Source organism: Streptomyces sparsogenes (assembly GCF_001704635.1).
GTDB classification, from domain to species: domain Bacteria; phylum Actinomycetota; class Actinomycetes; order Streptomycetales; family Streptomycetaceae; genus Streptomyces; species Streptomyces sparsogenes.
Window position 1 is genome coordinate 31,093 of the sequence record NZ_MAXF01000043.1, and the last position, 26,172, is coordinate 57,264.

The window sequence follows — 26,172 nt, forward strand, 5'->3', positions numbered from 1 at the left end:
CTAACCCGCCGCGGTCTCCATCGCGTCGGCCTGGCGCTGGACCTCGCTGAGCACGCCCGCGGGGTCGCCGCCCTTGGTGACGACCGAGCCGATCTTCTTCTTCAGGCTGGTCTGGACCGTCGCCCAGGACGTCTTGTTCACCGGGTAGAACTCGGCGGTCCCCAGCTCGTCGAGGAACTTCCACAGCCGCTTGTACTTGCGGTCCCCGCGCATCGTCCTGGAGGCCTTGGTGGTCACCGGCAGCAGGTCGTACTGGGTGGCGAAGTCGAGGACGTTCTGCTCCTCGTAGAGGAAGTCCAGGAAGAGGCCGGCCTGCCGGCGGTTGCCGTTCTGCTTGAAGGCCATGACCCAGTCGGCGACGCCCATGGTGGCCTTGGACTTCCCGTGGCGCCCGGGCAGCGGCGCGGTGCCGTACTCGATGCCGTGGCCGTCCGCCTGCTGCATCAGGGTGGGGTGGCCGTTGAGCATGCCGACCTCGCCGCGCGTGAAGGCGTCGAAGATGTCCTGGCGGTTGGTGCGGGCGGGGGCGTCGGGGCCGGTGAGGCCCTCGCCGACGAGTTCGTCGCGCAGCCACTCCATGGTCTGGATGTTCTGCGTGGAGTCGATGGTGTAGCTGCCGTTGCTGTCGGTGTAACCGCCACCGCCACCGAGCAACCACATCAGGGTCTCGCCCTGGGACTCCTCGGGGCCCAGCGGCAGCCCATAGGGGATCTTCACGCCGATCGCCTTGAGCTTGACCGCGGCGTCTTTCAGCTCGGCCCAGGTCTCCGGGACGGAGAGGACGCCGGCCTCGTCGAAGAGCTTCTTGTTGTAGAAGAACAGCCGGGCGCTGGAGACGAAGGGCAGCCCGTACTGCACCCGGTTGACCTCGCCCGCGCCGACGATGGAGTCGATGAATCCGGCCTGGGTGGGGATGGAGAGCATCTGGTCGGCGCGGTAGAGCTTGCCCGCGGCGGCGTAGTCGGCGTACGCGCCGATCTGCGCGATGTCCGGGGCCTGGCCCCGCTTGACCATGTCGGCGAGCTTCTTGTCGATCTCGGTCCAGCTCAGGACCGAGACATCGACCTTGATGTTCTCGTGCTTGGCCTCGAACGCCCGGGCCAGCCTGTCCCAGTACTTCTGGGAGCTGTTGGCGGAGCTGTCGCCGTAGTCGGCCGCCACCACCTTCAACGTGACGTCCCCGGAGCCCGAACCTTCGCTTCCGCATGCCGTCAGCGCGGGGGATATCGCCGCCGTCGCGGCACCCGCCGCCGTCAGACCCAAGAACCGCCGACGCTGCACTGCACTTCCCCACCCTCGTGGCTTGGCTCGACCTCCTGGCCCGTCCGCAATGGAGGTCGAGCGAGTCTGCCCCGGATACCTCCACAGGGTCTACACCATACGGATATCGCTTCGGTATCGACTTTCACCTTTTCGCGGACACCCGGAGCGTAGTCCACCGCCCGAACGGCGAGTGGACTAGACCTCTCGCGGTGGATCGCGCCAGACTGGTCGCGTGAAACACGTCATCGCCCTCGATGTGGGCGGCACCGGCATGAAGGCCGCCCTCGTGGGGGCGGACGGCGCACTCCTCCATGAGGAGAGACGGCCCACGGGCCGGGAGCGCGGGCCGGAGGCCGTCGTCGCCACGATCCTCGACTTCGCCGCCGAACTGCGCGCCATCGGCGAACAGCGCTACGGACAGCCGGCCGCCGCGGCCGGGGTCGGCGTGCCCGGCGTCCTCGACGAGGAGCGCGGCATCGCCGTCTTCGCCGCCAACCTCGGCTGGCGCGATGTGCCGCTGCGCGCCCTGCTCGCCGAACGGCTCGCCGGGACACCCGTCGCGCTGGCCCATGACGTACGCATGGGCGGGCTGGCCGAGGGCCGGATAGGAGCGGGCGAGGGGGCGCGGCGCTTTCTGTTCGTGTCATTGGGCACCGGCATCGCGGGGGCCATCGGCATCGACGGCCGGGTCGACCCCGGAGCCCACGGCTCCTCCGGCGAGATCGGCCATATCGTCGTACGGCCGGGCGGCCCGGTGTGCGGATGCGGCCAGTACGGCTGTCTGGAGACCGTCGCCTCCGCCTCCGCGGTGGGCCGCGCCTGGGCCCTGGCCAGCGGCGACCCCGAGGCGGACGCCGCTGACTGCGCCAAGGCCGTCGAGTCCGGGGACCCGCGGGCCGCGGCGGTCTGGCAGGAGGCCGTGAGCGCCCTCGCCGACGGCCTGGTCACCGGGCTCACCCTGCTGGACCCCGGGGTCATGATCATCGGCGGCGGGCTGGCGGAGGCCGGCGAGACGCTGTTCGCGCCGCTGCGCACGGCGGTCCGGGAGCGGATCACGTTCCAGCGACTGCCCTCTATCGTCCCGGCGGCCCTCGGGGACACCGCCGGATGCCTGGGCGCGGGCCTGCTCGCCTGGGATCTTCTCTCCACGGAGGTAAGCGCCTGATGGTCGGACGAACGGCTCGAAAGGTTCTCACGGGCGCCCGGGTGGTGCTGCCGACCGGCGTGGTCGACAACGGGCGGGTGACCGTCGAGGGACGGCACATCGTCGAGGCGGCCGGCGTCGCGGCGGGGACGAACGGCGGGGCGGGGACAAACGGCGCGCCTTCGGCGGACGGCACCACAACAGACCACAGCGCGGCAGACCACAGCACGGCAGACAGCGGCGCGCCCGACCGTGGCGCCGTGCTCGACCTGACCGGCCACTGGATCGTCCCCGGCTTCGTCGACATGCACGTCCACGGCGGTGGCGGCGCCTCCTTCTCCGCCGGCACCCACGAGGAAGCCCTCACCGTGGTCCGTACGCACCTCCGCCACGGCACCACCACCATGCTCGCCTCCACCGTCACCGGCGACCTCGACGACCTCGCGCGGCAGGCCGCCGCCCTCGCCGAGCTGGTCGAGCAGGGCGAGCTGGCCGGTGTCCACTTCGAGGGCCCCTTCATCTCCCCCCACCGCTGCGGCGCCCACCAGCCGTCGCTGCTGCGCCACCCGGACCCCGCGGACGTGCGCAAGCTCATCGACGCCGCGCGCGGCGCCGCGAAGATGCTGACGCTGGCGCCCGAACTGCCGGGCGGCCTGGACTCCGTACGGCTGCTCGCCGACAGCGGGGTCATCGCGGCGGTCGGCCACACCGACGCCGCGTACGAGGCCGCGCTGGAGGCCGTGGAGGCGGGCGCGACCGTGGCGACGCACCTCTTCAACGCGATGCCGCCGCTGCTGCACCGCGAGCCGGGGCCGGTCGCCGCCCTGCTGGAGGACGAGCGGGTCACCATTGAACTGATCAACGACGGCACGCATCTGCACCCCGCCGCGCTGGGGCTGGCCTTCCGCCGCGCGGGCGCCGACCGGGTCGCCTTCATCACGGACGCGATGGGCGCGGCCGGCATGAGCGACGGCACCTACCCGCTGGGCCCGATGGAGGTCGAGGTCACCGACGGGGTCGCGCGGATCAGCACCGGCCCGACGGCCGGTTCGATCGCGGGCTCCACGCTGACCCTCGACCGCGCCTTCGCCCGGGCCGTGACCGTGGACGGGCTGAGCGTCCCCGAGGCCGTACGGGCGCTGTCCACCACCCCCGCGAGGGTCCTCGGCCTGGACGACCGGGTGGGCTCGCTGGAAGCGGGCAAGGACGCCGACCTCGTCGTGCTCGGGGAGGACTTCGGCGTGGTGGGCGTGATGCGCCGGGGTACCTGGGTGATCGATCCCGAAGTGGGCTGATTCGACACCGCGCTGCGGCGGGCCGGCCTCGGTGGGGGGCTGGGCCCGCCGCCGCCGTTTTGGCATGATCCTTCACAGCCGTGCACACGCAGGACACACGCAGAACTCGTCCCGGGCACTGGGGCCTGGGTTGCGGGGGCTGGGTTGCTGGTGCCTGGGATGCGGGGGGCTGGGATGCGGGGGCCTGGGTTGCTGGGGCCTGGGGACGGAAAGAAGGGGACGCCGGGGTGATCCTGACGGTCACGCTCAACACCGCTCTGGACATCACCTATCAGGTGCCGTGCCTGCGCGCCCACACCTCCCACCGCGTCACCGAGGTCACCGAACGGCCCGGCGGCAAGGGCCTGAACGTCGCCCGGGTGCTGGCCGCCCTCGGCCATCCCACGGTCGTCACCGGCTTCGCCGGCGGCGTGACCGGGGCGGTCCTGCGGGAGCGGCTCGCCGAACTCGGCGGCGGGGTGACGGACGCCCTCGTGCCCATCGCCGGGGCCACGCGGCGCACCGTCGGCGTCGTCGACTCCACCTCCGGCGACACCACCCAGCTCAACGAGCCCGGCCCGCTCGTCACCACACCCGAGTGGTCCGCCTTCCTGGGCGCCTACACCGAGCTGCTGCGCGAGGCGTCGGCGGTCGCGCTGTGCGGCAGCCTGCCGCCCGGCGTGCCCGTGGGGACGTACGCGCAGCTCATCCGGGAGGCGCACGCGGCGGGCGTGCCCACGCTGCTGGACACCAGCGGCGAACCGCTGCGCCGCGGCATCGCCGCCCGCCCCGACATCGTCAAGCCGAACGCCGACGAGCTGGCCGGGCTGACCGGCTCCACCGAGCCGCTGCGCGCCGCACGGGACGCCAGGCGGCGCGGGGCGCGCGCGGTCGCCGCCTCGCTCGGCGCGGAGGGCATGCTCGCGGTCACCGCCGAGGGCACCTGGCGGGCCGCCCCGCCGCGCCGCCTGGCGGGCAATCCGACGGGGGCGGGGGACGCCGCGGTGGCCGGGCTGCTGTCCGGGCTGGTGGAGGGGGTTCCGTGGCCGGACCGGCTGGCGCGCGCGGTGGCGCTGTCGGCGGCGGCCGTACGGGCGCCGGTGGCGGGCGAGTTCGACCGCGGCACGTATGACGAGCTGCAGGGGCGGATCGAGATCACCGAGGACCCGGCGGCCTGAGGCCGCCCCGCTCTCAACAGCCCTGACAGCCGACAGCCCTGACAGCCCTCCCTCAGCCCGCCCTGCCGCTCAGTCAGCCGTTCTTGAGCCACATCTGGTCGAGGTTGACGTCACACTTGTTGCCCGCCTCGCAGGACACCTTGACCGTGTTGGTGCCCGGGTTGAGGTTGACGAGGGTCCAGGTGTACGTCCAGCCGTGCTCCCAGTCGCCCTTCTTCGCGTTCGCGTAGTTCTTCATGCGCAGCGGCTCGTTGGCCGGCTTGCCGTTCACGCTGAGGGAGAGGCCCTGGTCCTCGCCGGGCACGCCGTACTGCACGTACAGCTTGTACGAGCCGCCCTTGTCGACGTCCACGCTCCAGGTCGCGGAGGCGCCGGGGGCGTTGAGGCCCGCGACGTAGTTACCGCCGGCGGCCTTGGCGCCGGGGATGTCCGACGCGGGGGTGGCGCCGCCCTCCAGGCGCATGCCCGACGCGTCCTCGGTGGGCAGCGGGGAGGGCTTCTTGGACGGCTCGGGGGTCTTGCTGGGCTCGACGCTCGAGGCGGCGGTGGACGAGGCCGTCGGCTGGGCCTTGTCGTCCTTCTTGTCGTCGTCGTTGTTGGTGATCATCGCGACACCGATGCCGACCACGACCACGGCGACGACGGCGAGCGCGCCGATGAGCAGCCCCTTGCTGTTGGGGCCGCGGCCGCCCGTGCCGCGCGAGGGCGCGGCCCGGCGCGGGGCGCCGCCGGGGAGGGTCTCGGGGGCGGCGTAGTGGGGGTTCTGCTGCCCCTGGCCGCCGTACGCCGACTGATTCGGGATCTGCTGACCCTGCTGGTACTGCTGCTGGTTCTGCTGCCCGTAGGTACGCTCGCCGACCGCGCGGACGTGGTTGTACGAGGTGCGGGGAACCCCTGGCTGGTGCGGGCCCGGGTAGCCGTAGCCGCCGGTCCGGGGGGCGGAGCCCGACTGGCCCGACTGGCCGCCCTGCCCGCCCTCCGAGCGGTACAGATAGGCGAACGGGTCGTCGTTCTCCGGCGTGTCCGAGCCGTTGTTGCCGGCCGTCATCCCTCTCGTCACTCCCCTGTGCATATGGCCAACGGCGCTCAGGTACTTACGCGCCACGACAGCTCATATCAGGGCCCGGGAGGCCGCAACAGGGCATGCACTGTCCGGATGGCCAATATTCATGATCGATTCACTGTCGGCGGCGATGCCGCATCGGGGCAGCCTACCGCGACGGGGGCGGGCCGGGTTCGACCGCACTCATCCGGCGCGGCGGCGCTCCTTCGCGCGGGACCGCTTCTCGACGTACATCCGCTGGTCGGCCGAGTGCAGCACTTCCTCGGCCGTCATCCCGCAACTGGCCCAGCCGATGCCGAAACTGGCCCCGACCCGGACGGCCCGGCCGTCGACCCGGATCGGCGGAGTGATCGCGTTGCGCAGCCGGACGGCCAGGTCCTGGGCGTCGGCCCGGCCGAGGCCGTCCGCGAGGACCACGAACTCGTCCCCGCCGAGGCGGGCCACGGTGTCACCCTCCCGCACCCCGCCGGCCAGCCGGCGGGCGACCTCGATGAGGACGGCGTCGCCCGCGTGGTGGCCGAACCGGTCGTTGATCGACTTGAAGCCGTCCAGGTCGCAGAAGAGGACGGCCAGCCCCTTGTGGCCGTCGTCGACGTCGTCGTCCTCCCGTGGCGCGATGGCGTGCACATGGGGCTCGTACGGGATGCCGCCGACGGCCGGCCCGCCCGGCCGCTCGAACACCCCCGGTCCCCCCGACCCGCCCGGCCCATCGAACACCCCTGACCCGCCCGGCCGGTCGAACACTCCCGCCGCACCCGGCCCGTCGAACACCCCTGCCCCGCCCGGCCCGTCGAACGCGTCGTAGCCGCGCGACAGACCCCCCGCCTCGGCGTCGCCGGCCCCGGACTCCCCGGGGCGCGGCGGGTGGGCGCACAGCCTGCTACCGAGGCGGGCGCGCAGCTCGGCGCTGTTGGGCAGGCCGGTCAGCGAGTCGTGGCTGGCGCGGTGGGCGAGCTGTAGCTCGTGGCGCTTGCGCTCCTCGATGTCCTCGACGTGGGTGAGCTGGAAGCGCGGGCCGTCGGCCGCGTCGGCGACCACGGAGTTGCGCAGGTTCACCCACACATAGCTGCCGTCCCGGCGTTGCAGCCGCAGCTCGGCGCGGCCGCCCTCGGCGGAGGTGCGCATCAGGGTGCCCATGTCCTCGGGGTGGACGAGGTCGGAGAAGGAGCAGCGGCGCAGGGCGGAGGCGGTGCGGCCCAGCAACCGGCACAGCGCGTCGTTGGCGCGCAGCAACCGGCCGTGATGGTCGCCGCCCATCTCGGCGATGGCCATGCCGCTCGGCGCGTACTCGAAGGCCTGCCGGAAGCTCTCCTCGCTGGCGCGCAGGGCCTGCTGCTCGCGCTCCAGGCGCAGCAGCGCGCGCTGCATGTTGGCGCGCAGCCGGGCGTTGCCGATCGCGGTGGCGGCGTGGAAGGCGTACATCTGGAGCGCCTCGCGCCCCCACGCCCCGGGGCGGCGCCCGTTGCGCGGCCGGTCGACGGATATGACGCCGATCAGCTCCCCGCCCGCGCCGCCCGCCGTGTACATCGGGGCGAGCAGGCGGTCCATGGGGTGCCACTCGTCGGGGAAGCGGGGCGCGGGCCCGGGGGTGTGCCACTCCGGGACGTCGTCCTCGTCGAGCACCCAGCCCTCGGTGTACGGGATGAAGCGCAGATCGCCCCAGCGGTCGCCCATGGACAGCCGGCGCTCCCACGAGGCGCGGGAGCCGACCCGCCCGGCCATCAGGGCCTCGGCCCCGGCGCTGCCGCCGACGGCCGCGACGATCAGGTCGCCGTCCGGGCGGACCAGGTTGACGGCCGACAGCTCGTAGCCCAGCCCGGCGATCACCCCGTCGGCGACGGTCTGCACGGTGTCGGCGAGACTGCGGGCGGTGTTCAGATCGGCGACCACCTCGTGCAACAGCCGCAGGGTCGCAAGGCGGATGTAGGGCTCCGACTCGGTCTCCATCGCTCGCTACTCCCCCGAGACCTCGACAGCAACTCCTGGCTTCTTGTCGTCCGATTGCCACGGCCACTGAATCACAGCGAGCTGCCCACTCGGTACACAGGGTCAACAATTACTGCCTGCTGTGACTCACTTCACAGACAGTGTTCAAGCCTTGGAGACAAACATGGGAGCGCTCCTTGATTTTGTGAATGCAAATCGGCGGACAGTGTTCGACCATCCATCCGAAGGCCGCCCCTGCCGCCCCGGGCGTACGACGGCTACGGCCCGGGACCTAGGTCCGTCCTGGTCCCGGGGCCCGATGCGGGCCCCTGGGGGTCCGGGTTAGCGTTCAGTACGTGCCTCACTCATCGCCTTCCACCACCGCGCAGCCCGCCATCCCCCATGCTGGTGGGGTGAGTGAGGACGAGTTCCGCGCCGCCTTGTCCCGCCTGTCGGCGGGCGTGGTGCTGGTGACCGCCCACGACCCCGAGGAGGGGGCGCGCGGCGAGGACGTCGGCATGACGGCCACGGCGTTCATGTCGGTGTCACTCGACCCGCCGCTCGTCATGGTGAGCGTTCGCAACGGCTCGCGGATGGACGACCTCCTGGCCCGACAGCCGCTCTGGGCGGTGTCGGTCCTGTCGGAGAGCCAGCGCCACATAGCGGGGCGCTTCGCCATGAAGGGGCGCATCAGCGACCGGCTGCTGTTCGAGGACATCCCCTATACCCGTGGCGAGGCCACGGGCGCGCCCCTCGTCGGCGGGGCGCTGGCCATCGTGGAGTGCCGCACCGAGCAGCGGGTGACGGCGGGTGACCACACCCTCGTGGTGGGCCGGGTCCTCAGGGCGGGCACCCCCAGCGCGGACGGCGGCCCGCTGATGTACTTCCGGGGCCGCTACCACACCCTGGGGTAACGTCCTGCGCGCGACCACCCCCCGCGCCCCTCCGCAGTCCGTCCCCCGGCGAACCGAGAGACCCGAGAGACCCGAATCACCATGGAAATCTGGATCAACCCCGCCTGCTCCAAGTGCCGCTCCGCACTCACCCTCCTGGACGCCGAGGGCGCCCAGTACACGGTCCGCCGCTACCTGGAGACCCCGCCGACCGCCCAGGAGATCGAGGAGGTGCTGGACCGTCTCGGCCTGGAGCCCTGGGACATCACCCGCACCGGGGAGTCCGCCGCGGCCGACCTGGGCCTGGCGGACTGGCCGCGCGAGGAGCCGGCCCGCGCCCGGTGGATCGAGGCGCTCGCCGCGCACCCGATCCTGATCCAGCGGCCCATCATCACGGCGGACGACGGCACGGCGGTCGTGGGCCGCACCCCGGACGCGGTCCGCTCGGTCCTGCCGTAGCCGCCGGCCGCAACGTCAGAGACCCCCGCCCGGCCCGTCGGGCTCCCGCCGGCCCGTCAGGGCTGCCACCCGGACCTCAGGCGGCGCTCCCGTCCGCGAAGGCGGCCTTGAGAACGGCCATGACGTACGGGCGTTCCGAGGCGGCCCCCGTGGGGTTGAGCGAGTACACGGCGCGGCGCTTCAGATCGCGGGTGGCGAACATGCCCGTCGTCCAGCCCGGCTGCGACCCGGTCTTGCCCCATACGGTCACCCCGTTGTCGAGCGTGACCCGCATCAGCCCGCCGATGCTGTAGCAGGCGGTCCCGTTGACGCAGTTCTTGTTGTCCGGTCCGTTGGCCGCGTCGGGGACGGTGAACGCAAGCCGCTGCTCGGCCGGGGGCAGCAGCCTGCCGCGGAACAGGGCGGTCAGAAACCTGTCCAGGTCCGCGGCGGTGGAGATCATTCCGCCTTCGGCCCAGGCCCACGGGGACTGCTCGGTCACCTCGTCCCCGCCGAGGCTCGGGCGGGCGTGAGGTGCGGCGATGGTGGTGTCCGAGGCGGCGGGAAGGCTGGTGTCCCGCAGCCCGAGGGGCCGGATGAGGCGTCGGTCCAGCTCCTCCGTGAAGGTGTGCCCGGTCACCTTCTCCACCAGCAGGCCCACGACAAAGGTGTTGACGCCGTTGTACTGCTGGACGGCGCCGGGCCGCGGCCCCTTTTCCCCGCCCGCGGCATTCGCGAACGCCGCGCGGACCACCTGCTCCGGCGAGAGGCTCTTCAGCCACCACCCGGGCCCGTCAGCCGGCCCCGGTATGCCCGCGGGGGCGGGCAGGCCGCTGGTGTGGTCCAGAAGCTGACGCACGGTGACCTCTTCGTACGCGGCCGGTATCAGCTCGGGCAGATACCGCCGGACGGGCGCGTCGAGGGCGATCCGGCGCTCGGCGACCAGCTGGAGCACCACCGTGCTGGTGAAGGCCTTGGTGACGCTGCCGATCCGGAAGTGGGCACCACGCGGCACCTCTCCCGCGTAGCCGGCCCACGGCCGCCCCGAACCGGCGTGCCTCACCTCGACGAGCGCACCGGCCACCACCGGATCGGGCAGGCCGGCCAGCAGCTCCCGCATCGGAGCGGGATCGAACGGGGCGAGCCGGGCGGCGGCAGCGGCCCGCGAGGCCCGCGGAGAAGCCGCGGCGGCCGCCGAAACGGGCAGGACCACACCCGCCGTGACCGCGGCCAGGGCCACGCCGATCACGGCCGAACGGGTGAAGACGGAGGGACGACGACGCATCAAGCGCCTCCCGGGAATGACGGCCCCACAGGTGGGGCGGACAGCTGGAGGGTGGACTGTGAGCCACCCTGTCGCGTCCCCGGCGCCCGGCCATCAGTGATCACCCGAGGGTCCCCCTCATGAGACCCCTAAGGAACCGCTCGCCGGGCCTCAGGGGCACAGCCGCTGAGATTGCGGTGAATATGAGACAGCGACACGCCATGGTGTCGGCGTGTCGCTGTCCCATATTCACCACAAACGCCCCTACGCACCACAAACGCCGCGCTGACCGCTAACCCCAGTCGCGCCCGGACCGCCCCCGCTTGGTATCGCCGCGCTGCTTCTTCTCCCGCAGCCGCCGCTCGTTGATGCCGCGCGGAATACGGGTCGGACGGCGCGGCTTGGGCGGCGGCGCGGTCGCTTCGGCCAGCAGCGACGCGAGCCGGACCGCCGCCGTCTCGCGGTTCCGCCACTGCGAGCGGTGCTCCGACGCCCGTACGGTCACCACCCCGCCGACGAGCCGCCCCGCCAGCCGCTCCAGCGCCCGCTGCTTCCACACCGGCGGAAGCGCCTCGGTCGCGGCGAGGTCGAAGCGCAACTCGACCTGGCTGTCGCTGGTGTTGACATGCTGCCCGCCCGGCCCGGACGACCGCGAGAAACGCCACATCAGCTCGGCCTCCGGCAGGGAGACCGAGCCACGGATGACATAGGGCCCGGACATACCCCCATGTTCCCGCGCCGCCGGAACTCCGTCATCTGCTTTTGCGCCCGGGGCGAGGGCGAACCGCTCGGCGCCGATGCTTGGCAAAGAAGGTAAAGAGACCTGGAACCGGTGGGCGGCTGAGGGCGTTAGGGAGGGTGACGGTAGCTTCGTCCGGAGTACGAAGCCCCGAGGACTCGACCACGAAAGGGACCCCCATGGCTGTAAGCCTGTCCAAGGGCGGCAACGTCTCGCTCACCAAGGAGGCACCGGGCCTGACCGCCGTCACGGTCGGCCTCGGCTGGGACGTCCGCACCACCACCGGCACCGACTTCGACCTGGACGCGAGCGCCATCGCCGTGAACCCGAGCGGCAAGGTCTACTCGGACCAGCACTTCGTCTTCTTCAACAACAAGTCCACCCCGGACCAGTCCATCGTCCACACCGGCGACAACGTCACCGGCCAGGGCGAGGGCGACGACGAGCAGATCAACGTCAACCTGGCGGCCCTGCCCGCCGACGTCGAGAAGATCGTCTTCCCGGTCTCCATCTACGACGCCGAGTCGCGCAGCCAGAACTTCGGCCAGGTGCGCAACGCGTTCATCCGCATCATCAACCAGGCCGGCGGCGCCGAGATCGCCCGCTACGACCTGAGCGAGGACGCGGCCACCGAGACGGCCATGGTCTTCGGCGAGCTCTACCGCAACGGCGCGGAGTGGAAGTTCCGCGCGGTCGGCCAGGGCTACGCCTCGGGCCTGACGGGCATCGCCCGGGACTTCGGCGTCAGCGTCTGACGCACGTAGTACGCAAGACGCCGAGGGCCGCCCCGTTCTCACGGGGCGGCCCTCGCCGCGTCAGCCCGTACGGAAGCCGTCGCCCTTGACCTCCGCCACGAAGGCGGACCACGCGGGGGCGGGGAAGACCAGGGCGGGGCCGTGGGGGCGCTTGGAGTCGCGTATGGGCACTATGCCGGGGTGGCCGTCGGCCACCTCGACGCACGTCCCCTGGTCGGCGTTCGAGTAGCTGCTCTTGCGCCAGACAGTGGTAGTCAGGTCCGGGGTGGTCGACATGCCTTCCAGTCCTCCATTGCCGCTCGGATCATCGCTTCGGAGTCACGAGGCGAGAGAGCCATCGCCCTGAACAGATCGTAGGACTCACGACGCCTCATCACCTCCTCCCTGTCCTCGACAATCGACCCGAAGCGACTGCCCTCCAGATAAGCGACCAGCGGTTGGTCGGGCAGTGTGAAGAGAGTCAATGAACCGCCCAGGTCCGGGTGCTCGCCCGCCGCAAAGGGCAGGATCTGAACGGTGATGTTCGGCTGGGCCGCGCGCTCGATCAGCGCCGCCATCTGATCGCGCATCACTCCTGGCCCTCCGACCCGGCGTCGCAGCACCGCCTCGTCGAGGATGAACCAGCAGCGCGGCGGCTTCGGGGCACACAAAGGCGCCTGCCGATCGAGTCGCGCCTTCACCATCGACGCGATTTCTCCATCCGGCGCATCCAGGTTGCCGCAACGCAGCCAGCATGTGGCGAACGCCGAAGTCTGGAGCAGACCAGGCACCGCAGCGCTCGTGTACTCCTCGATCATCGCCGCTCGGCTCTCGATCTCCATCACGCGGCGGTACTTGCCGGGGAACGGCTCTTTTCTCGCCAGCCTGTACAGCCTGATGAAGAGCCCTTCCGTGCCGAAGCAGGTGTCGAGCTTCGACGGCAATTGATCGTCCTCCGGCAGGCACTCCGCCCCTTCGATCCGCGCGAGATGCGACTTGCTGTAGTTCAGCACCTCCGCGAGCCGCCGCAGCGACATGTCCGCCTTCTCCCGGTGGCGCCGGATCTCGAAGCCGAGCAGATCGCGAGCGGAGCGATCCGGCTGGAGTTCGCGCGGCTGGAACGGCATGTGCCCACCCCTGTGTCCCGTTTCCCGCCCCCTTGGCGGCGCAAGGGAGTATTTGCGCCACCCAATTTAGGACACTCGTAGCACCTTCAGGGTCACAACGGGTAATTACCCCTCGAAGGTGTGGGTCAGAACTCGCCCGTGTCCAGCTCGAATTCGAAGGGATACGGCAGGGTGATCGTCTTACCGATCTCCGCCTCGGACCGCCGTGCGTACCGCTGCCCGGAGGGCTCGGTGTGCACGACGACGTGACCCCTTTCCCTGTCGATCAGGAGATAGCAGGGGATGCCCGCCTGGGCGTAGCCGCGCAGCTTCGGCCCCCGGTCGTTCGCGGCCGTCGAGTCCGAGGTGACCTCGCCGACGAGCAGGGCGGGGCCGGGGTCGTGATATTCCAGCGCGTCGCTGAAGCTCCCCTTGGGGGCGATGACGAGATCAGGGATGACCTTGCCGGTGGGGGACGCACCGGGGACGAGAAGCCCGATTCCGGTGTAACGCCCCAGGTCCTTCCGATGGTCGCGCATCTGCCCCGTTACTTCGGACACGATCTCCTCGTGCTCGCCGTTGGCGGGAGGCACCACGTGGATTTTCCCTTCGATCAGTTCCACGCGCCATCCCTCGGGGGCTGCCGCGCTCAACGCCTCGAAGGCGTCCTCGACCGATGAAACGGTGTTCCCGTCGGTGTCCGTGTGCGGTGCGAGCTCGGGAGCCATCAGTGCCACGGTGGACCTCCTTCGTACGGAGCGACAGTCCCAGCCTAGGCGAGCCCCCGGGGCGGGGATGGGCCAGACATCACCCATACGGGGATTACCCCTGGGGCGTCGATCACCGCTGCGCCGTGGTGTTGGCGCCGTCCAGCGTCTCGCGGATGATGTCCGCGTGGCCGGCGTGCTGGGCCGTCTCCCTGATCAGGTGCAGCAGGATCCGGCGGGCGGACCAGTAGACGGTCTCCGGCGGGGACCACGGGGTCCTGGGGAGGGGGACCGTCCGGTCCAGGTCCGGCAGGGCCGCCACGGTCTCCTCGGTCGTCCGCGCGGCGGTGGCGTACTCCTCCAGCAGTCCGGCGAGCGTCTCGCCGTCCGCCATGCGGTACTGCCCCATGTCGAGCATGCCTTCCGGCAGCTCACCGTCGCCCTTGAGCATGATCTGCGCCCATACCCGCTCACCGCAGGCGAGGTGTTTGACGATCCCGCCCAGGGTGAGTTCGCTCACCGTGGTGCGCTGCGCGGCCTGGGCGTCGGTGAGGCCTCGGACAGTGATCAGCAGCAGCTCCCGCTGCTCCGCGAAGGCGCGCAGCAGCTCGCCGCGCTCGCCCGTAAGAGAAGGTGCCTGGGTTTCCGTCGAAGTGGTCATGGGTTGACCGTAAAGGTCATGTAGGTCAGATTCCGTCCTCGATGCTCGATGCCGGTCACCGATCATGACCTGCACGAGGAGGGACCGCGCTACGAGAGCGGCCCCCGCGACCTGGGGCGGGCCGGACCTGCCGCACCGGCCGGGTGGTCCGCCGCGGGGTCACGCCTGGCGCGTGGGGAGGACGATCACCTGGCGCAGGTTCACCTGCGCGGGGCGGCTGGTGATGTACGCGATCAGGTCGGCGATGTCCTCCGAGGAGAGCCCCCCGAGCGCGGCGAACATGCCGTCCAGCTGGCTGGTCGCCTCCGCGTTGTCGACGTGGCCGGCCAGCTCGCTCTCGGTCAGGCCGGGCTCGAGGTTGGTGACGCGCACGTCCCGCGGGCCGAGTTCGGCGCGCAGGGACGCGGACAGCTGGGTGAGCGCGGCCTTCGTCGCCGAGTACACCGCGTAGTTGGGGAACGCCACGTGCGCGCCGATGGAGGAGATGTTGACGAGGTCGGCGCGGCGCCCGTCCGCCGCCGCGGCGAGGAGGTCCGGGGTGAAGGCGCCCACGACGCGCAGGGCGCCGGTGAGGTTGGTGTCGACCATGCGGGTCCACTCGTCGGTCCGGCCGGCCTCGACCGGGTTCGGCAGCATCACCCCGGCGGCGTTGACCACCAGGTCCACCGGGCCGAAGGCGTCGCGGACCCGGGCGGCGCCGGCGGCGACCGCGGCCTCGTCGGTCACGTCGACCGGGACCGCGAGGGCCTGTCCGCCCTCGGCGGCGATCTTCCCGGCCAGCTCCTCCAGCCGGTCGGCGCGGCGCGCCCACAGCGCCACCCGGGCGCCCCGCGCGGCGAGCAGGCGGGCGGTCGCGGCGCCCATGCCGCTCGCGGCCCCGGTGATGACGGCGGTGCGCCCGGCGAAGTCGGTCTGGTTCATCTCGTGTGCTCCTGAGGTCGTGGGGTGTGTCCGGGGTGGTGTGTCCGGGGTGGGGGTGGCTCGTGTGGGGGTGGCTCGGTGTGTAGTGCGGGAGCCCCCCGTCACGTCCTCAAGACTGCGGCCGCCGCGCCGCCGTACCCAGGGTGGCGCTTTTCCTGGGTCTGCCAGTACCAGGTTGGCGGCGGCCGGCTCGCCTACCCTCGGGGCATGAACGACGACGCCCTCGGTGACTTCCTGCGCTCACGGCGCGCCCGCATACGCCCCGAGCAGGTGGGCCTGGTCTCCCATGGGCGCCGCCGGGTGCCAGGGCTGCGCCGGGAGGAGGTGGCCCAGCTGGCCGGGGTCAGCGTGGACTACTACGTACGGCTGGAGCAGGGGCGCGGGACGAACGTGTCCGACGCGGTGCTCGACGCGGTCGCGCGGGTGCTGCGGCTGACCGATACGGAGGCGGCCCACCTCAGGGACCTGGTCCGGCCGAAGCGGGACCGGGGCCGGGGCCGCGGGGCGGGGGCGCGCGAGGGCGCCGGGCGGACGGTCCGTGCCGGGGTGCGCACGCTGATGGAAACCATGACCGGCACGCCCGCGTTCGTCCTCGGGCGGCGCATGGACGTCCTGGCGTGGAACGCCCTCGCGGACGCGGTGTCAGGCTTCTCCGCGATGCCCGAGGGCGAGCGCAACGCCGCCCGGCACACCTTCCTCGACCCCGCGGCCCGGGAGTTCTACGCCGACTGGCCCGCCGTGGCCGCGGAGACCGTGGCCTATCTGCGGCTGGACGCGGGCCGGCACCCGGACGACCCTCTGATGGCGTCGTTGATCGGCGAGCTGGCGATGAAGAACGAGACATTCCGCCGGCTCTGGGCCGACCACCCGGTGAAGGAGAAGACACACGGGGTCAAGCGCATGCGCCACCCGGTCGTGGGCGACCTGGAGCTGGGATACGAGACCCTCGCGCTGCCCGGCGCGCCCGACCAGCTCTTGGTCGCCTACACGGCCGCGCCCGGGACGGCGGCCGCGGAGAAGCTGGCGGTGCTTTCGAGCTGGGCGGCGAGCCAGGACGGGCTCGGTACGGCGGCGGAGGGCGACCACGCAAAGGCTGAAAATCCGTCATCTTCCGGGCGCGGCTGAGTGGCGAAAATCTGACCGGATCCCCGCCTGAAGAGATAACGCAAAGTCAAATTCTTGTTTCAGGCCTGTCCCGACCGATCGTTCGATGACAATCTCTGCTCGGTCACCAGTGCGTGTCAGATACACGTCAGGTAGCTGTCAGGTAGCCGCACGCCAGGTGTCGCACCACCGGAGCACGCATCACCGGAGCACGCACCAACGGAGCACGAGCACGGAAGCACGCACCACCGGAGCACGCACCAACGAAGCACGGCGCCACTCTCGCACCACTCCTCGCACCACCGGGCGGCCCACCCATGGCTGCCCCCACCCCCTACACAGGGCCGCGACCCAGCGGCCCCAAGGCAAGGAGACCGAGTGAGATCCATCGCTTCCGCCACCCGCAAGAAGACCATCCGCACCGCGGCCCTCGTCGCCTCCGCCGCGATGGTCGTCATCGGCGTACAGTCCGGCCCGGCCAGCGCCCAGGCCGAGCGCGGCCGTGAGGCCGGCGCGACGGCGCTGCCGCTCAGCGCCGGCGAGCGCGCGTCCGCGATCAAGGCCGCGCAGTCCGAGGCCGCCGCCCAGGCCGAGCACCTCGGGCTCGGGGCCCAGGAGAAGCTGGTCGTACGGGACGTCATCAAGGACGCGGACGGCACCGTCCACACCCGCTACGAGCGCACCTACGACGGCCTGCCCGTCCTCGGCGGCGACCTGATCGTCCACGAGAAGGCGAACGGCGCGCGCAGCGTGACCAAGGCGACCTCGGCCCGGATATCCGTGCCGACCACGTCCGCCGACGTGTCCTCCGCCGACGCCAGGACGGCCGCCCTCAAGGCGGCCACCACCGAGGACAAGGCCGGCAAGTCGCCGCGCAAGGTCATCTGGGCGGCCTCCGGGAAGCCGGTCCTGGCCTGGGAGACCGTGGTCACCGGCGTACAGAAGGACGGCACCCCGAGCGAGCTGCACATCATCACCGACGCCGCCACCGGCAAGAAGCTCTTCACCGAGGAAGCCGTCGAGACCGGCACCGGCACCAGCAAGTACAGCGGCACGGTCACCCTCGGCACCACCAAGAGCGGCAGCACCTACAGCCTCACCGACGGCACACGGGGCAACCACAAGACCTACGACCTGAACCAGGGCACCTCGGGCACCGGCACCCTGTTCACCGACGCCGACGACGTGTGGGGCGGCGGCCGCCAGACCGCCGGCGTCGACGCCCACTACGGCGCCGCGCTGACCTGGGACTTCTACAAGAACGTGCTGGGTCGTAACGGCATCAGGAACGACGGTGTCGGCTCGTACTCCCGGGTCCACTACGGCAACAACTACGTCAACGCGTTCTGGCAGGACTCCTGCTTCTGCATGACCTACGGCGACGGCTCCGGCAACGCCAACCCGCTCACCGCGGTGGACGTGGCCGGCCACGAGATGAGCCACGGTCTGACCGCGGCCACCGCCAAGCTCAACTACAGCGGCGAGTCCGGCGGCCTCAACGAGGCCACCTCCGACATCTTCGCCTCCGCCGTGGAGTTCTACGCCGCCAACTCCACCGACGTCGGTGACTACCTCATCGGCGAGAAGATCAACATCAACGGCGACGGCACCCCGCTGCGCTACCAGGACAAGCCCAGCAAGGACGGGGCGTCCCGGGACTACTGGTCCTCGACGCTGGGCAACATCGACGTCCACTACTCCTCCGGGCCCGCCAACCACTTCTTCTACCTGCTGTCCGAGGGCAGCGGCGCGAAGACCATCAACGGCGTGAGCTACAACAGCCCGACGTACGACGGCTCCACGGTCACCGGCATCGGCCGGGACAAGGCCATCAAGATCTGGTACAAGGCGCTGACCACGTACCTGACCTCCACCTCCAAGTACGCGCAGGCCCGCACCGCCACGCTCAACGCGGCGACCGACCTGTACGGGGCGAACAGCACCGAGTACAAGGCCGTCGCGGCCGCCTGGACCGCGATCAACGTGAAGTAGGCGCGCCAAAAGCGCAGGCACGGCGACGGGCCGCACCGCAACCCGGTGCGGCCCGTTTCTGTCCCCGCCCCTGATCAGCACTTACGCTGCTGCCATGACTCAACACGTACGCGGTGTCATCGCCCCGGGCAAAGGCGAGCAGGTCAGGATCGAGACGATCGTGGTGCCGGACCCCGGACCCGGCGAGGCGGTGGTGCGGGTACAGGCCTGCGGGGTGTGCCACACCGATCTCCACTACCGGGAGGGCGGCATCACCGACGAGTTCCCGTTCCTGCTCGGCCATGAGGCGGCGGGCGTCGTGGAGTCCGTCGGGGAGGGCGTCACGGAGGTGGCCCCGGGCGACTTCGTGATCCTCAACTGGCGTGCCGTGTGCGGCCAGTGCCGGGCCTGTCGCCGCGGCCGCCCCTGGTACTGCTTCAACACCCACAACGCCGCCCAGCCCATGACACTCACCGACGGCACCCCGCTGTCCCCGGCCCTGGGCATCGGCGCGTTTGCCGAGAAGACCCTGGTCGCGGCCGGGCAGTGCACCAAGGTGGACCCGGCCGCGTCCCCCGCGGCGGCGGGCCTGCTGGGCTGCGGCGTGATGGCCGGCCTCGGCGCGGCGATCAACACCGGCGCGGTGGGGCGCGGCGACTCGGTCGCCGTCATCGGCTGCGGCGGCGTCGGCGGCGCGGCGATCGCCGGGGCCCGGCTGGCCGGAGCCGCGCGGATCATCGCGGTGGACCTGGACGACCGCAAGCTGGAGACGGCGCGCACGCTGGGCGCCACCCACACGGTCAACGGCAAGTCGGCCGATGTCGTCGAGGCCGTCCGGGAGCTGACCGGGGGCCACGGCGCGGACGTCGTCATCGATGCGGTCGGCCGGCCCGAGACCTACCGGCAGGCCTTCTACGCCCGCGACCTGGCCGGCACCGTGGTGCTGGTCGGCGTGCCCACCCCGGAGATGAAGCTGGAGCTGCCACTGCTTGACGTCTTCGGGCGCGGCGGGGCGCTCAAGTCCTCCTGGTACGGGGACTGCCTGCCCTCCCGCGACTTCCCGATGCTCATCGACCTGTATCTCCAGGGGCGGCTCGACCTGGACGCGTTCGTCAGCGAGACGATCGGCCTCGACGACATCGAGGAGGCGTTCGCGAAGATGCACCGCGGCGAGGTGCTGCGCTCGGTGGTGACGCTGTGATGACTCCCCCGCCCGTACGCGTCGACCGGCTGGTCACCTCCGGCACCTTCTCCCTGGACGGCGGCACCTGGGAGGTGGACAACAACGTCTGGCTGATCGGGGACGACAGCGAGGTGTACGTCATCGACGCCGCCCATGACGCGGACGCGATCGCCCGGGCGGTCGGGGACCGGCGGCTGCTCGGCATCCTGTGCACCCACGGCCACGACGACCACATCGACGCCGCACCGGACCTCGCCGACCGCACGGGCGCGCCGATCCTGCTGCACCCGGACGACGAGGTGCTGTGGCGGATGCGCCACCCGGACCGGAAGCCGGACGGGGCGCTGGCCGACGGCGACGTCCTCACCGTCGCCGGCACCGAGCTGCGGGTGCTGCACACCCCCGGCCACTCCCCGGGCGCGGTCTGCCTGCACGCGCCCGCGCTGACCACGGTCTTCTCCGGGGACACGCTCTTCAACGGCGGTCCGGGGGCGACCGGCCGGTCGTACTCGTCCTTCCCGACGATCATCGAGTCCATCCGGGAGCGGCTGCTGTCGCTGCCGCCGGAGACCGTCGTACGCACGGGCCACGGCGACCCCACCACCATCGGCGACGAGGCCCCCCACCTGGAGGAATGGATCGCCCGCGGCCACTGACACCGGCTGGGGCCCGCCGCCAGGGCCCCGCTACCGGCTGGGGCCCGCCACCGGCTGGGGCCCGCCGCCGGCTGGGCCTCGCCGACGCCTGGGAGGCGCCACCATCTGGGCCCCGCCGCCGCCTGGACCCCGTCGGCGCCTGGGCCTCGCCACCGCCTGGGGCCCGCCACCGGCTGGGGCCCGCCGCCGGCTGGGCCTCGCCGACGCCTGGGCCTCGCCGACGCCTGGGCCTCGCCGACGCCTGGGAGGCGCCACCATCTGGGCCCCGCCGCCGCCTGGACCCCGCCGACGCCTGGGCCTCGCCACCATCTGGGCACCGCCGACGCCTGGGCCCCGTCGGCGCCTGGGCCTCGCCGACGATGGGCGGGCCACCCGCCGCGCCACCCGGGCACCTGGCGCGGCCGGGCACCCGGTCGCTGCGGGGCACCGCCGCCGCGACCAGGGCACCCGCCGCGCGACCCCGGCACCCGCCGCGCAACCTGGGCGCCTGCCGCGCGACCCGGGCGCCCCTCGCGGCCGGGGCCCCGGGCCGGCCCCGGGGGCCCCGGGCCGGGGCCTCCGGGGGGCCGGGGGCGTGACACCATCGACCGTGTGATCGACCTCGGCTACTCCCTCTCCCGCCGCTTCCCCGACCCCCCGCAGACGGATTACCGCACCGCGGACGTGCGCGCCCTGCGTCACGACCTGTTCTGCGGCGACGTGTACCTCGCCGACACGGAAGCGGACCGGGAGCTGTCCACAGCCTGGGGATGGGTGCCGGTGCTCGACTTCGCCTGGGCGCTGTGCGACATCGTGGAGCGGCTGGACCGCGACCCGCGCGGCAGCCGCTCCGCGCGTCCCGTCCACGCCGAGCTGGACTTCACCGAGTCGACGGACCGGATGCTCTTCGAGCGCCGCTTCGGCTGGGTGGACATCACGGCCGACTGGGTGCCGGCCGAGGAGGCGCCGCTCACCTTCAACCACGCCGCGCTGCGCCGGGAGGCCCGCGACTTCCTGCACGACCTGATCGCCGACCTCACCGATATGCACGAGGGGCTGGCCGACAACCCGGCGGTGTGGGAGCTCCAGGCCCGCTACCCCCGCGTCTGACCCCCGCCCCGCTGACTCCCCTCGCCCAGTCGGCCTCCATCCCGCCGGCTCCCATCCCCCTGAGTTCCGCCCCGCCGGCCCCCACCCCCTGGCCACATCCCGCTGGCTCCCATCCCGCCGAGCCCCGCCCCGCCGAGCCGCGCCCGTCCGGCCCCCGGCCGCCCTAAATCCCGCGCGCCTCCGCCACCCGTATGCCCAGCCGGGCCGCGAGCGCCGGGGCCAGGTCGAGGAGCTGCGGGGGACTGATCACCGCGCCCGACAGGTCCTCGACGCCCCGCGCGATGTCCAGCTCCGCGACCGCCCGCAGATCCACGTCCGTCATCCGCGCCCGGCTGAAGTCCACCCCGCGCAGCGCGCAGTCCACGAACTCCACTCGCTCCAGGACCGCCCCGCCGAAGTCCGGCTCGACGAGCACGCACCCCTCGAACACGACGTCCGTGAGCCGGGCCGTGCGCAGATTCAGATAGTCGATCTTCCCGCCGCGCACCACCACCCGCTCCAGCACCGCCCCGTGCAGCTGGACCCCGCCCAGCCGGGCGTCCACCAGCTCCACGTCCCTCAGCCGCGCCTCAGACACGTCGGTGCCCACGCCCCGCACGCCCTCCAGCACACAGTCGAGGAACCTGGCCCGGGACAGCCCGGCCTCGTCGAACCCGCAGCGGTCGAACCCGCAGTCCAGGAAGCGGGCGCCGCCCGCCCGCTGCCCGGTGAAGTCCGCGTCGGCGAACTCCAGCCCGTCGTAGTCCCCCTCCGGCTCCAGCTCCCCGCCCCCGTAAGGCCGCAGCTCGGGCAGCGACACCTCCGGCCGCCGCGCCGCCCGCACCGCGTCCGCCGCGCCTGCCACGCCCGCTGCCCCCGTCGCCCCTGTCGTCCCTGTCCGCTTGCCGCCGCGCCCCGCCATCACCGCTCCGTCCACTCGCCGTGCCCACTGCCCCGTCCGTTTCCCCGTCTCCCCACCCCCATCGTGAACCACGTCACTGACAACGCCCCGATGTCACACCCCGGCCCGCCGCCTCGTCGTACTCGTGAAGCGCGATCCGACCCGGGTCGCCGCACGGCAAGGAGTGCTGCCCATGCGTCGTATCACCGTCATCGGCGGCGGCCTGGCAGGCCTCACGGCGGCCATCGCCGCCGCCGAGGCCGGGGCCGAGGTGATCCTGCACGAGTCCCATCACACGCTCGGCGGCCGCGCCCGCACCGCCCCCGCCCCGTACCGCACCAACGAGGGTCCGCACGCCCTCTACGCGGGCGGGCCGCACTGGGGGTGGCTGAAGCAGCGGGGGCTGCTCGGCCCGCTCGCCGATCTCCCGCTGCTGGAAGCCGCCCGGCTGCGCTTCCACCGCGACGGGCGGCTGCGGCGCGTCCCGCCGGCCGCCATGCTCAGGCTGCTGCTGACCAAAAACGCGCCGGTCGACGCCGACTTCACCACCTGGGCGACGGGCGTCGTCGGCGCTGCCGGGGCCCGCGCGGCCGCGAACTACGTCGGCGTCGCCACCTTCCACCACGCCCCCGGGCAGCTGTCCGCCGCCTTCGTGCAGGAGCGCCTCCGGCGCGCCGCCAAGGTGCCGCCGGAGGCCCACTACGCGCGCGGCGGCTGGGGCGAGGTCATCGGCCGGATGGCCGACCACGCCTGGAAGCTCGGCGTACGGATCGAGACCGGCTCCCGCCTGGACGCGCTGCCCACGGACCGAGGCCCGGTGATCGTCGCGACCCAGCTGTCCGCCGCCCGCGCGCTCCTCGGCGACGCCTCGCTCACCTGGCCGAGCGGCCGTACGGTGCTGCTCGACCTGGCCGTACGCACCCGGCGCGGCGACGCGTTCGCCGTCTCCGACCTCGACTCCCCCGGCTGGGTCGAACGCTTCACCGCCCAGGACCCCTCGCTGGCCCCGCCCGGCGAGCAGCTGATCCAGGGCCAGGTGCCCATCGCCCCGGACGAGACCAGGGCCGACGGCATCGCCCGCGCCGAACACCTGCTGGACCTGGGCTTCCCCGGCTGGCGCGAGCGCATGGTCTTCCGGCGGGAGGCCCTGGCGACCGGGCGTACGGGGGCGGTGGACGCGCCCGGCACCACCTGGCGGGACCGGCCGGCGATCGACCGGGGCGACGGGGTGTATCTGGCGGGCGACCAGGTCGCCGCGCCGGGGGTGCTCTGCGAGGTGTCGTTCAACAGCGCGCTCACCGCCGCCGCGCTCGCCCTCGGCGGGCGCCGCCACCGCTCCGCGCCGCTCGAAGCCGCGTGACGCGAAGCCGCGTGACGTGAAGCCGCTTGACTTGAAGCCGCTTGACTTGAAGTTAAGTTGAAGTTGGAGGGTGGCGGCACGAGACAGTGACGACAAGCCCGGGGAGCCCCATGTACGCCGTACGCCTGCACGCCTTCGGCCCTGCCGAGAACCTGGTCCTGGAGAAGACCGACGATCCGCTGCCCGGTCCCGGGGAGGTTCGGATCGCCGTCGCCGCGGCCGGTGTCCACCTCCTCGACACCGCGCTGCGCCAGGGACAGACCACCGCCGTCCACGCCGCGCCCGAGCTGCCGACCATCCCCGGCCGCGAGGTCGCGGGCACGGTGGACGCGCTCGGCGAGGGCACCGACCCGGCCTGGCTGGGCAAGCGCGTCGTCGCGCATCTGGGCATGGTCCCCGGCGGCTACGCCGAACTGGCCGTGGTCGCCGCCGGAAAGCTGCACGAGGTGCCCGCGAACCTCGACGAGGCCCAGGCCGTCGCCATGATCGGCACCGGCCGGACCACGATGGGGATCCTGCAGTTCGCCGATCTGACCGCCGACGACATCGCGGTCGTCACCTCGGCGGCGGGCGGGATCGGCCAGCTCCTCGTGCAGTACGCGAAGCACGCCGGCGCCACGGTCGTGGGCCTCGCGGGCGGCCCCGCGAAGGTGGCGCGGGTGCGGGATCTCGGGGCCGACGTCGCCGTCGACTACACCGACCCGGCCTGGCCGGACCAGGTCCGCGCCGCCCTCGGCGGCCGGGCCGCGACCGTGCTGTTCGACGGGGTCGGCGGCGAGCCCGGCCGGGCCGGCGTGGACCTGCTCGGTCCCGGCGGCCGTCACCTGGTCTACGGCTGGTCCTCGGGCGGGCTGCTGGCCGGCGGCGGTGGCCCGCTGGAGTTCAGCGAGGAGGAGCTGACGGCGCGCGGCATCACGTCCCGGTCCGTGCTCGGCCCGGTGATGCTGGAGAAGGCCGGCGGGCCGGACCCGATCCGCACCCTGGAGGAGCGCTCGATGGCCGAGGCCGCGGCCGGCCGCCTGGTCCCGGCGGTGCACCGCTTCCCGCTGTCCGAGGCGGCGGCCGCCCACCGGGCCCTGGAGACGCGCGCCACCATGGGCAAGGTCGTCCTGGTGCCATAACCGCCCCGTACGGCCCCGAAGTCCCGAAGTCCCGAAAACCAACCTCCACCACCGGGCCGGTCCCGCTCCACGAGGGGAGAGCGGGGCCGGCCCGGCCTGGGCAGGGCCGGGGCCGGGGGCCGGGGGCCGGGGGCTGGGGGCCGGGGTTCGGGGCTGAGACCGGGGCCGGCGCCGGTGCCGAGGGCCAGGGTCGAGGGCCGGTGCCGGGGCCTGGGCCGGTGCCTGGGCCGGCGCCGGGGCCGGAGCCGGAGCCGGGGCCGGGGCCGGAGCCGGAGCCGGAGCCGGGGCCGGGGTTCCTCAGGCCACCACCCGCAGCTCCCGCGCCGTGTTGTTCAGCCGCCGCCCGCCCGTCTCCGTGCAGGTCACGATGTCCTCGATGCGCACCCCGAACCGCCCCGGCAGATAGATCCCCGGCTCGATCGAGAAGCACATCCCCGGCACCAGCGGCAGCTCCTCGCCCTCCGCCATATAGGGCGGCTCGTGCGTCGTGACCCCGATGCCGTGGCCGGTGCGGTGGATGAAGTACTCGCCGTAGCCCGCGTCGGTGATCACTCGGCGCGCCACCCGGTCGATCTCCTGGCAGGCCACCCCCGGCCGGACCGCCTCGAACGCCGCCTGCTGCGCCTCGCGCACGATCGCGTGGACCTCGCGCTCCTCCTTCGTGGGCTCGCCGACGTGCACCGTACGGGTGGTGTCGGAGCCGTAGCCATCCTTGAGGCCGCCGAAGTCGAGGACCACCATGTCGCCCTCCTCGATCACCCGCTCCCCGGCCTCGTGGTGCGGGTTGGCCCCGTTCGGGCCCGACCCGACGACCGTGAAGTCGACCTGACTGTGCCCGTGCCGCAGCAGCAGCTCGCTCAGGTCGGCGGCGATGTCGCGCTCCCGCCGCCCGGCGAAGCGGACCCGCACGATCTCCTCGTACGTGGCGTCGGCGGCCGCCCCCGCCGACGCGAGCCGTTGCAGCTCGTGGGTGTCCTTGACCGCGCGCAGCATGGGCAGCGCCTCGCCGATCGCGGAGTAGGAGGTGTCGGGCAGGGCGCGCTGGAGGCCGAGCAGGTGGACGGCCCACGTCTCGTCGGAGACGCCGTAGCGGCCGCGCGGCGGCAGCGTCTCCGCCGCCGTCCGGTACGGGTCGCCGCCGTCGGTCCAGCCGGTCACCTCGATCGCCCCGGCGCCGGTCGCGGCCAGCGCGTCCGGCCGCTCCAGCAGCGGCACCAGGAGCCGGGGCGTCCGCCCGGGGACGAGCAGGAGCGCGGTGAGGCGCTCGGTCACCGCCGGGGGCCGGTACCCGCACAGGTGGACCAGGTCCGGGCCGGGGGTGACCACAAGCCCGGCCAGCCCGGCGTCGGCGGCGGTACGGGCCGCCCGGGACATCCGGTCGGCGTAGTCCTCGAGGGTCATGGGGGCGAGCTGCTGCTCCGCTGGGGTCGACATGCGCACAGCATCCCGCAGCGGCGGCCGCCCCGCGACAGCCCCGAGCCCACCACCGCCACACCG

25 protein-coding genes are annotated in these 26,172 nt (G+C 72.7%); 13 read left to right on the forward strand and 12 right to left on the reverse strand.

Annotated features, from left to right (window positions below; translation table 11 throughout):
- Positions 1 to 1,281 (reverse strand): extracellular solute-binding protein, encoded by a 1,281-nt coding sequence (locus tag BBH68_RS10470; protein ID WP_065961023.1) that lies wholly within the window; start codon positions 1,279 to 1,281, stop codon positions 1 to 3.
- Positions 1,282 to 1,495: 214 nt separating this feature from the next.
- On the opposite strand from BBH68_RS10470, the gene BBH68_RS10475 reads away from it, so the two are divergent.
- From BBH68_RS10475 to BBH68_RS10485, 3 genes are all read left to right on the forward strand, one after another.
- The gene (locus BBH68_RS10475) at positions 1,496 to 2,428 is read left to right on the forward strand and encodes an ROK family protein (protein WP_065961024.1); all 933 of its coding nucleotides are present in this window, start codon (positions 1,496 to 1,498) and stop codon (positions 2,426 to 2,428) included.
- The gene (gene nagA, locus BBH68_RS10480; protein ID WP_065961026.1) at positions 2,428 to 3,702 is read left to right on the forward strand and encodes an N-acetylglucosamine-6-phosphate deacetylase; all 1,275 of its coding nucleotides are present in this window, start codon (positions 2,428 to 2,430) and stop codon (positions 3,700 to 3,702) included. Before BBH68_RS10475 ends, nagA begins: the two co-directional genes overlap by 1 nt.
- A 227-nt stretch (positions 3,703 to 3,929) precedes the next feature.
- Positions 3,930 to 4,859: a 1-phosphofructokinase family hexose kinase gene (locus tag BBH68_RS10485; protein ID WP_065961027.1), complete on the forward strand. Its 930-nt coding sequence runs from the start codon at positions 3,930 to 3,932 to the stop codon at positions 4,857 to 4,859.
- Positions 4,860 to 4,932: 73 nt separating this feature from the next.
- Here the strand turns inward: BBH68_RS10485 and BBH68_RS10490 are convergent, their stop codons facing one another.
- Positions 4,933 to 5,907 carry a carbohydrate-binding protein gene (locus tag BBH68_RS10490; protein WP_065961028.1) on the reverse strand — a complete coding sequence of 325 codons (975 nt, stop codon included), beginning with the start codon at positions 5,905 to 5,907 and terminating at the stop codon, positions 4,933 to 4,935.
- Between the two features lie 198 nt (positions 5,908 to 6,105).
- Positions 6,106 to 7,869: a diguanylate cyclase CdgB gene (cdgB, locus tag BBH68_RS10495; protein WP_065961030.1), complete on the reverse strand. Its 1,764-nt coding sequence runs from the start codon at positions 7,867 to 7,869 to the stop codon at positions 6,106 to 6,108.
- A 392-nt stretch (positions 7,870 to 8,261) separates the two neighbouring features.
- Between cdgB and BBH68_RS10500 the strand changes: the two genes are divergently transcribed.
- Positions 8,262 to 8,762: a flavin reductase family protein gene (locus BBH68_RS10500; RefSeq protein WP_065961031.1), complete on the forward strand. Its 501-nt coding sequence runs from the start codon at positions 8,262 to 8,264 to the stop codon at positions 8,760 to 8,762.
- Between the two features lie 81 nt (positions 8,763 to 8,843).
- A complete protein-coding gene (locus BBH68_RS10505; RefSeq protein ID WP_065961032.1) occupies positions 8,844 to 9,200 on the forward strand; it encodes an arsenate reductase family protein in 357 nt (118 codons plus the stop codon).
- 76 nt (positions 9,201 to 9,276) lie between these two features.
- On the opposite strand, the gene BBH68_RS10510 is transcribed toward BBH68_RS10505, so the two are convergent.
- Positions 9,277 to 10,464, reverse strand: coding sequence for a serine hydrolase domain-containing protein (locus BBH68_RS10510; RefSeq protein WP_065961034.1), 1,188 nt, complete (start codon positions 10,462 to 10,464; stop codon positions 9,277 to 9,279).
- 271 nt (positions 10,465 to 10,735) lie between these two features.
- On the reverse strand, positions 10,736 to 11,164 hold the full coding sequence (gene arfB / locus BBH68_RS10515) for an alternative ribosome rescue aminoacyl-tRNA hydrolase ArfB (RefSeq protein ID WP_065961035.1): 429 nt from the start codon (positions 11,162 to 11,164) through the stop codon (positions 10,736 to 10,738).
- A 197-nt stretch (positions 11,165 to 11,361) separates the two neighbouring features.
- Here arfB and BBH68_RS10520 point away from each other — a divergent pair, with 197 nt between their 5' ends.
- Positions 11,362 to 11,937, forward strand: coding sequence for a TerD family protein (locus BBH68_RS10520; protein WP_065961036.1), 576 nt, complete (start codon positions 11,362 to 11,364; stop codon positions 11,935 to 11,937).
- Between the two features lie 60 nt (positions 11,938 to 11,997).
- Here BBH68_RS10520 and BBH68_RS10525 read toward each other — a convergent pair whose 3' ends face one another.
- From BBH68_RS10525 to BBH68_RS10545, 5 genes are all read right to left on the reverse strand, one after another.
- Entirely contained in the window at positions 11,998 to 12,213 is a 216-nt protein-coding gene (locus tag BBH68_RS10525; protein WP_065961038.1) for a DUF397 domain-containing protein, read from the reverse strand.
- Complete coding sequence (locus BBH68_RS10530; RefSeq protein WP_065961039.1) at positions 12,192 to 13,043, reverse strand: helix-turn-helix domain-containing protein; 852 nt, start codon at positions 13,041 to 13,043, stop codon at positions 12,192 to 12,194. The genes BBH68_RS10525 and BBH68_RS10530 overlap by 22 nt, the downstream gene beginning before the upstream one ends.
- 125 nt (positions 13,044 to 13,168) lie before the next feature.
- Entirely contained in the window at positions 13,169 to 13,750 is a 582-nt protein-coding gene (locus tag BBH68_RS10535) for a Uma2 family endonuclease (protein WP_065961061.1), read from the reverse strand.
- Positions 13,751 to 13,862: 112 nt separating this feature from the next.
- On the reverse strand, positions 13,863 to 14,390 hold the full coding sequence (locus BBH68_RS10540) for a DinB family protein (RefSeq protein ID WP_065961040.1): 528 nt from the start codon (positions 14,388 to 14,390) through the stop codon (positions 13,863 to 13,865).
- 159 nt (positions 14,391 to 14,549) lie between these two features.
- Positions 14,550 to 15,311 carry an SDR family oxidoreductase gene (locus BBH68_RS10545; RefSeq protein ID WP_065961042.1) on the reverse strand — a complete coding sequence of 254 codons (762 nt, stop codon included), beginning with the start codon at positions 15,309 to 15,311 and terminating at the stop codon, positions 14,550 to 14,552.
- Between the two features lie 207 nt (positions 15,312 to 15,518).
- Between BBH68_RS10545 and BBH68_RS10550 the strand changes: the two genes are divergently transcribed.
- The 5 genes from BBH68_RS10550 to BBH68_RS10570 all read left to right on the forward strand — a co-directional run bounded on the left by BBH68_RS10550 (position 15,519) and on the right by BBH68_RS10570 (position 21,314).
- Positions 15,519 to 16,436, forward strand: coding sequence for a helix-turn-helix transcriptional regulator (locus BBH68_RS10550; RefSeq protein ID WP_065961043.1), 918 nt, complete (start codon positions 15,519 to 15,521; stop codon positions 16,434 to 16,436).
- 357 nt (positions 16,437 to 16,793) lie between these two features.
- On the forward strand, positions 16,794 to 18,407 hold the full coding sequence (locus BBH68_RS10555; protein WP_065961045.1) for a M4 family metallopeptidase: 1,614 nt from the start codon (positions 16,794 to 16,796) through the stop codon (positions 18,405 to 18,407).
- A gap of 94 nt (positions 18,408 to 18,501) precedes the next feature.
- Positions 18,502 to 19,587: an S-(hydroxymethyl)mycothiol dehydrogenase gene (locus BBH68_RS10560; protein ID WP_065961046.1), complete on the forward strand. Its 1,086-nt coding sequence runs from the start codon at positions 18,502 to 18,504 to the stop codon at positions 19,585 to 19,587.
- Complete coding sequence (locus BBH68_RS10565; protein ID WP_065961048.1) at positions 19,587 to 20,225, forward strand: MBL fold metallo-hydrolase; 639 nt, start codon at positions 19,587 to 19,589, stop codon at positions 20,223 to 20,225. Before BBH68_RS10560 ends, BBH68_RS10565 begins: the two co-directional genes overlap by 1 nt.
- A gap of 591 nt (positions 20,226 to 20,816) precedes the next feature.
- Positions 20,817 to 21,314 carry a hypothetical protein gene (locus BBH68_RS10570; RefSeq protein ID WP_065961049.1) on the forward strand — a complete coding sequence of 166 codons (498 nt, stop codon included), beginning with the start codon at positions 20,817 to 20,819 and terminating at the stop codon, positions 21,312 to 21,314.
- Between the two features lie 163 nt (positions 21,315 to 21,477).
- On the opposite strand, the gene BBH68_RS10575 is transcribed toward BBH68_RS10570, so the two are convergent.
- Positions 21,478 to 22,215 carry a pentapeptide repeat-containing protein gene (locus BBH68_RS10575; protein WP_245737990.1) on the reverse strand — a complete coding sequence of 246 codons (738 nt, stop codon included), beginning with the start codon at positions 22,213 to 22,215 and terminating at the stop codon, positions 21,478 to 21,480.
- Positions 22,216 to 22,387: 172 nt separating this feature from the next.
- Between BBH68_RS10575 and BBH68_RS10580 the strand changes: the two genes are divergently transcribed.
- Entirely contained in the window at positions 22,388 to 23,554 is a 1,167-nt protein-coding gene (locus BBH68_RS10580; RefSeq protein WP_065961051.1) for an NAD(P)-binding protein, read from the forward strand.
- Positions 23,555 to 23,664: 110 nt separating this feature from the next.
- The gene (locus BBH68_RS10585) at positions 23,665 to 24,675 is read left to right on the forward strand and encodes a zinc-binding dehydrogenase (RefSeq protein ID WP_065961052.1); all 1,011 of its coding nucleotides are present in this window, start codon (positions 23,665 to 23,667) and stop codon (positions 24,673 to 24,675) included.
- A gap of 297 nt (positions 24,676 to 24,972) precedes the next feature.
- On the opposite strand, the gene BBH68_RS10590 is transcribed toward BBH68_RS10585, so the two are convergent.
- A complete protein-coding gene (locus BBH68_RS10590) occupies positions 24,973 to 26,076 on the reverse strand; it encodes an aminopeptidase P family protein (protein ID WP_076972240.1) in 1,104 nt (367 codons plus the stop codon).
- Between the last annotated feature and the right edge of the window lie 96 nt (positions 26,077 to 26,172).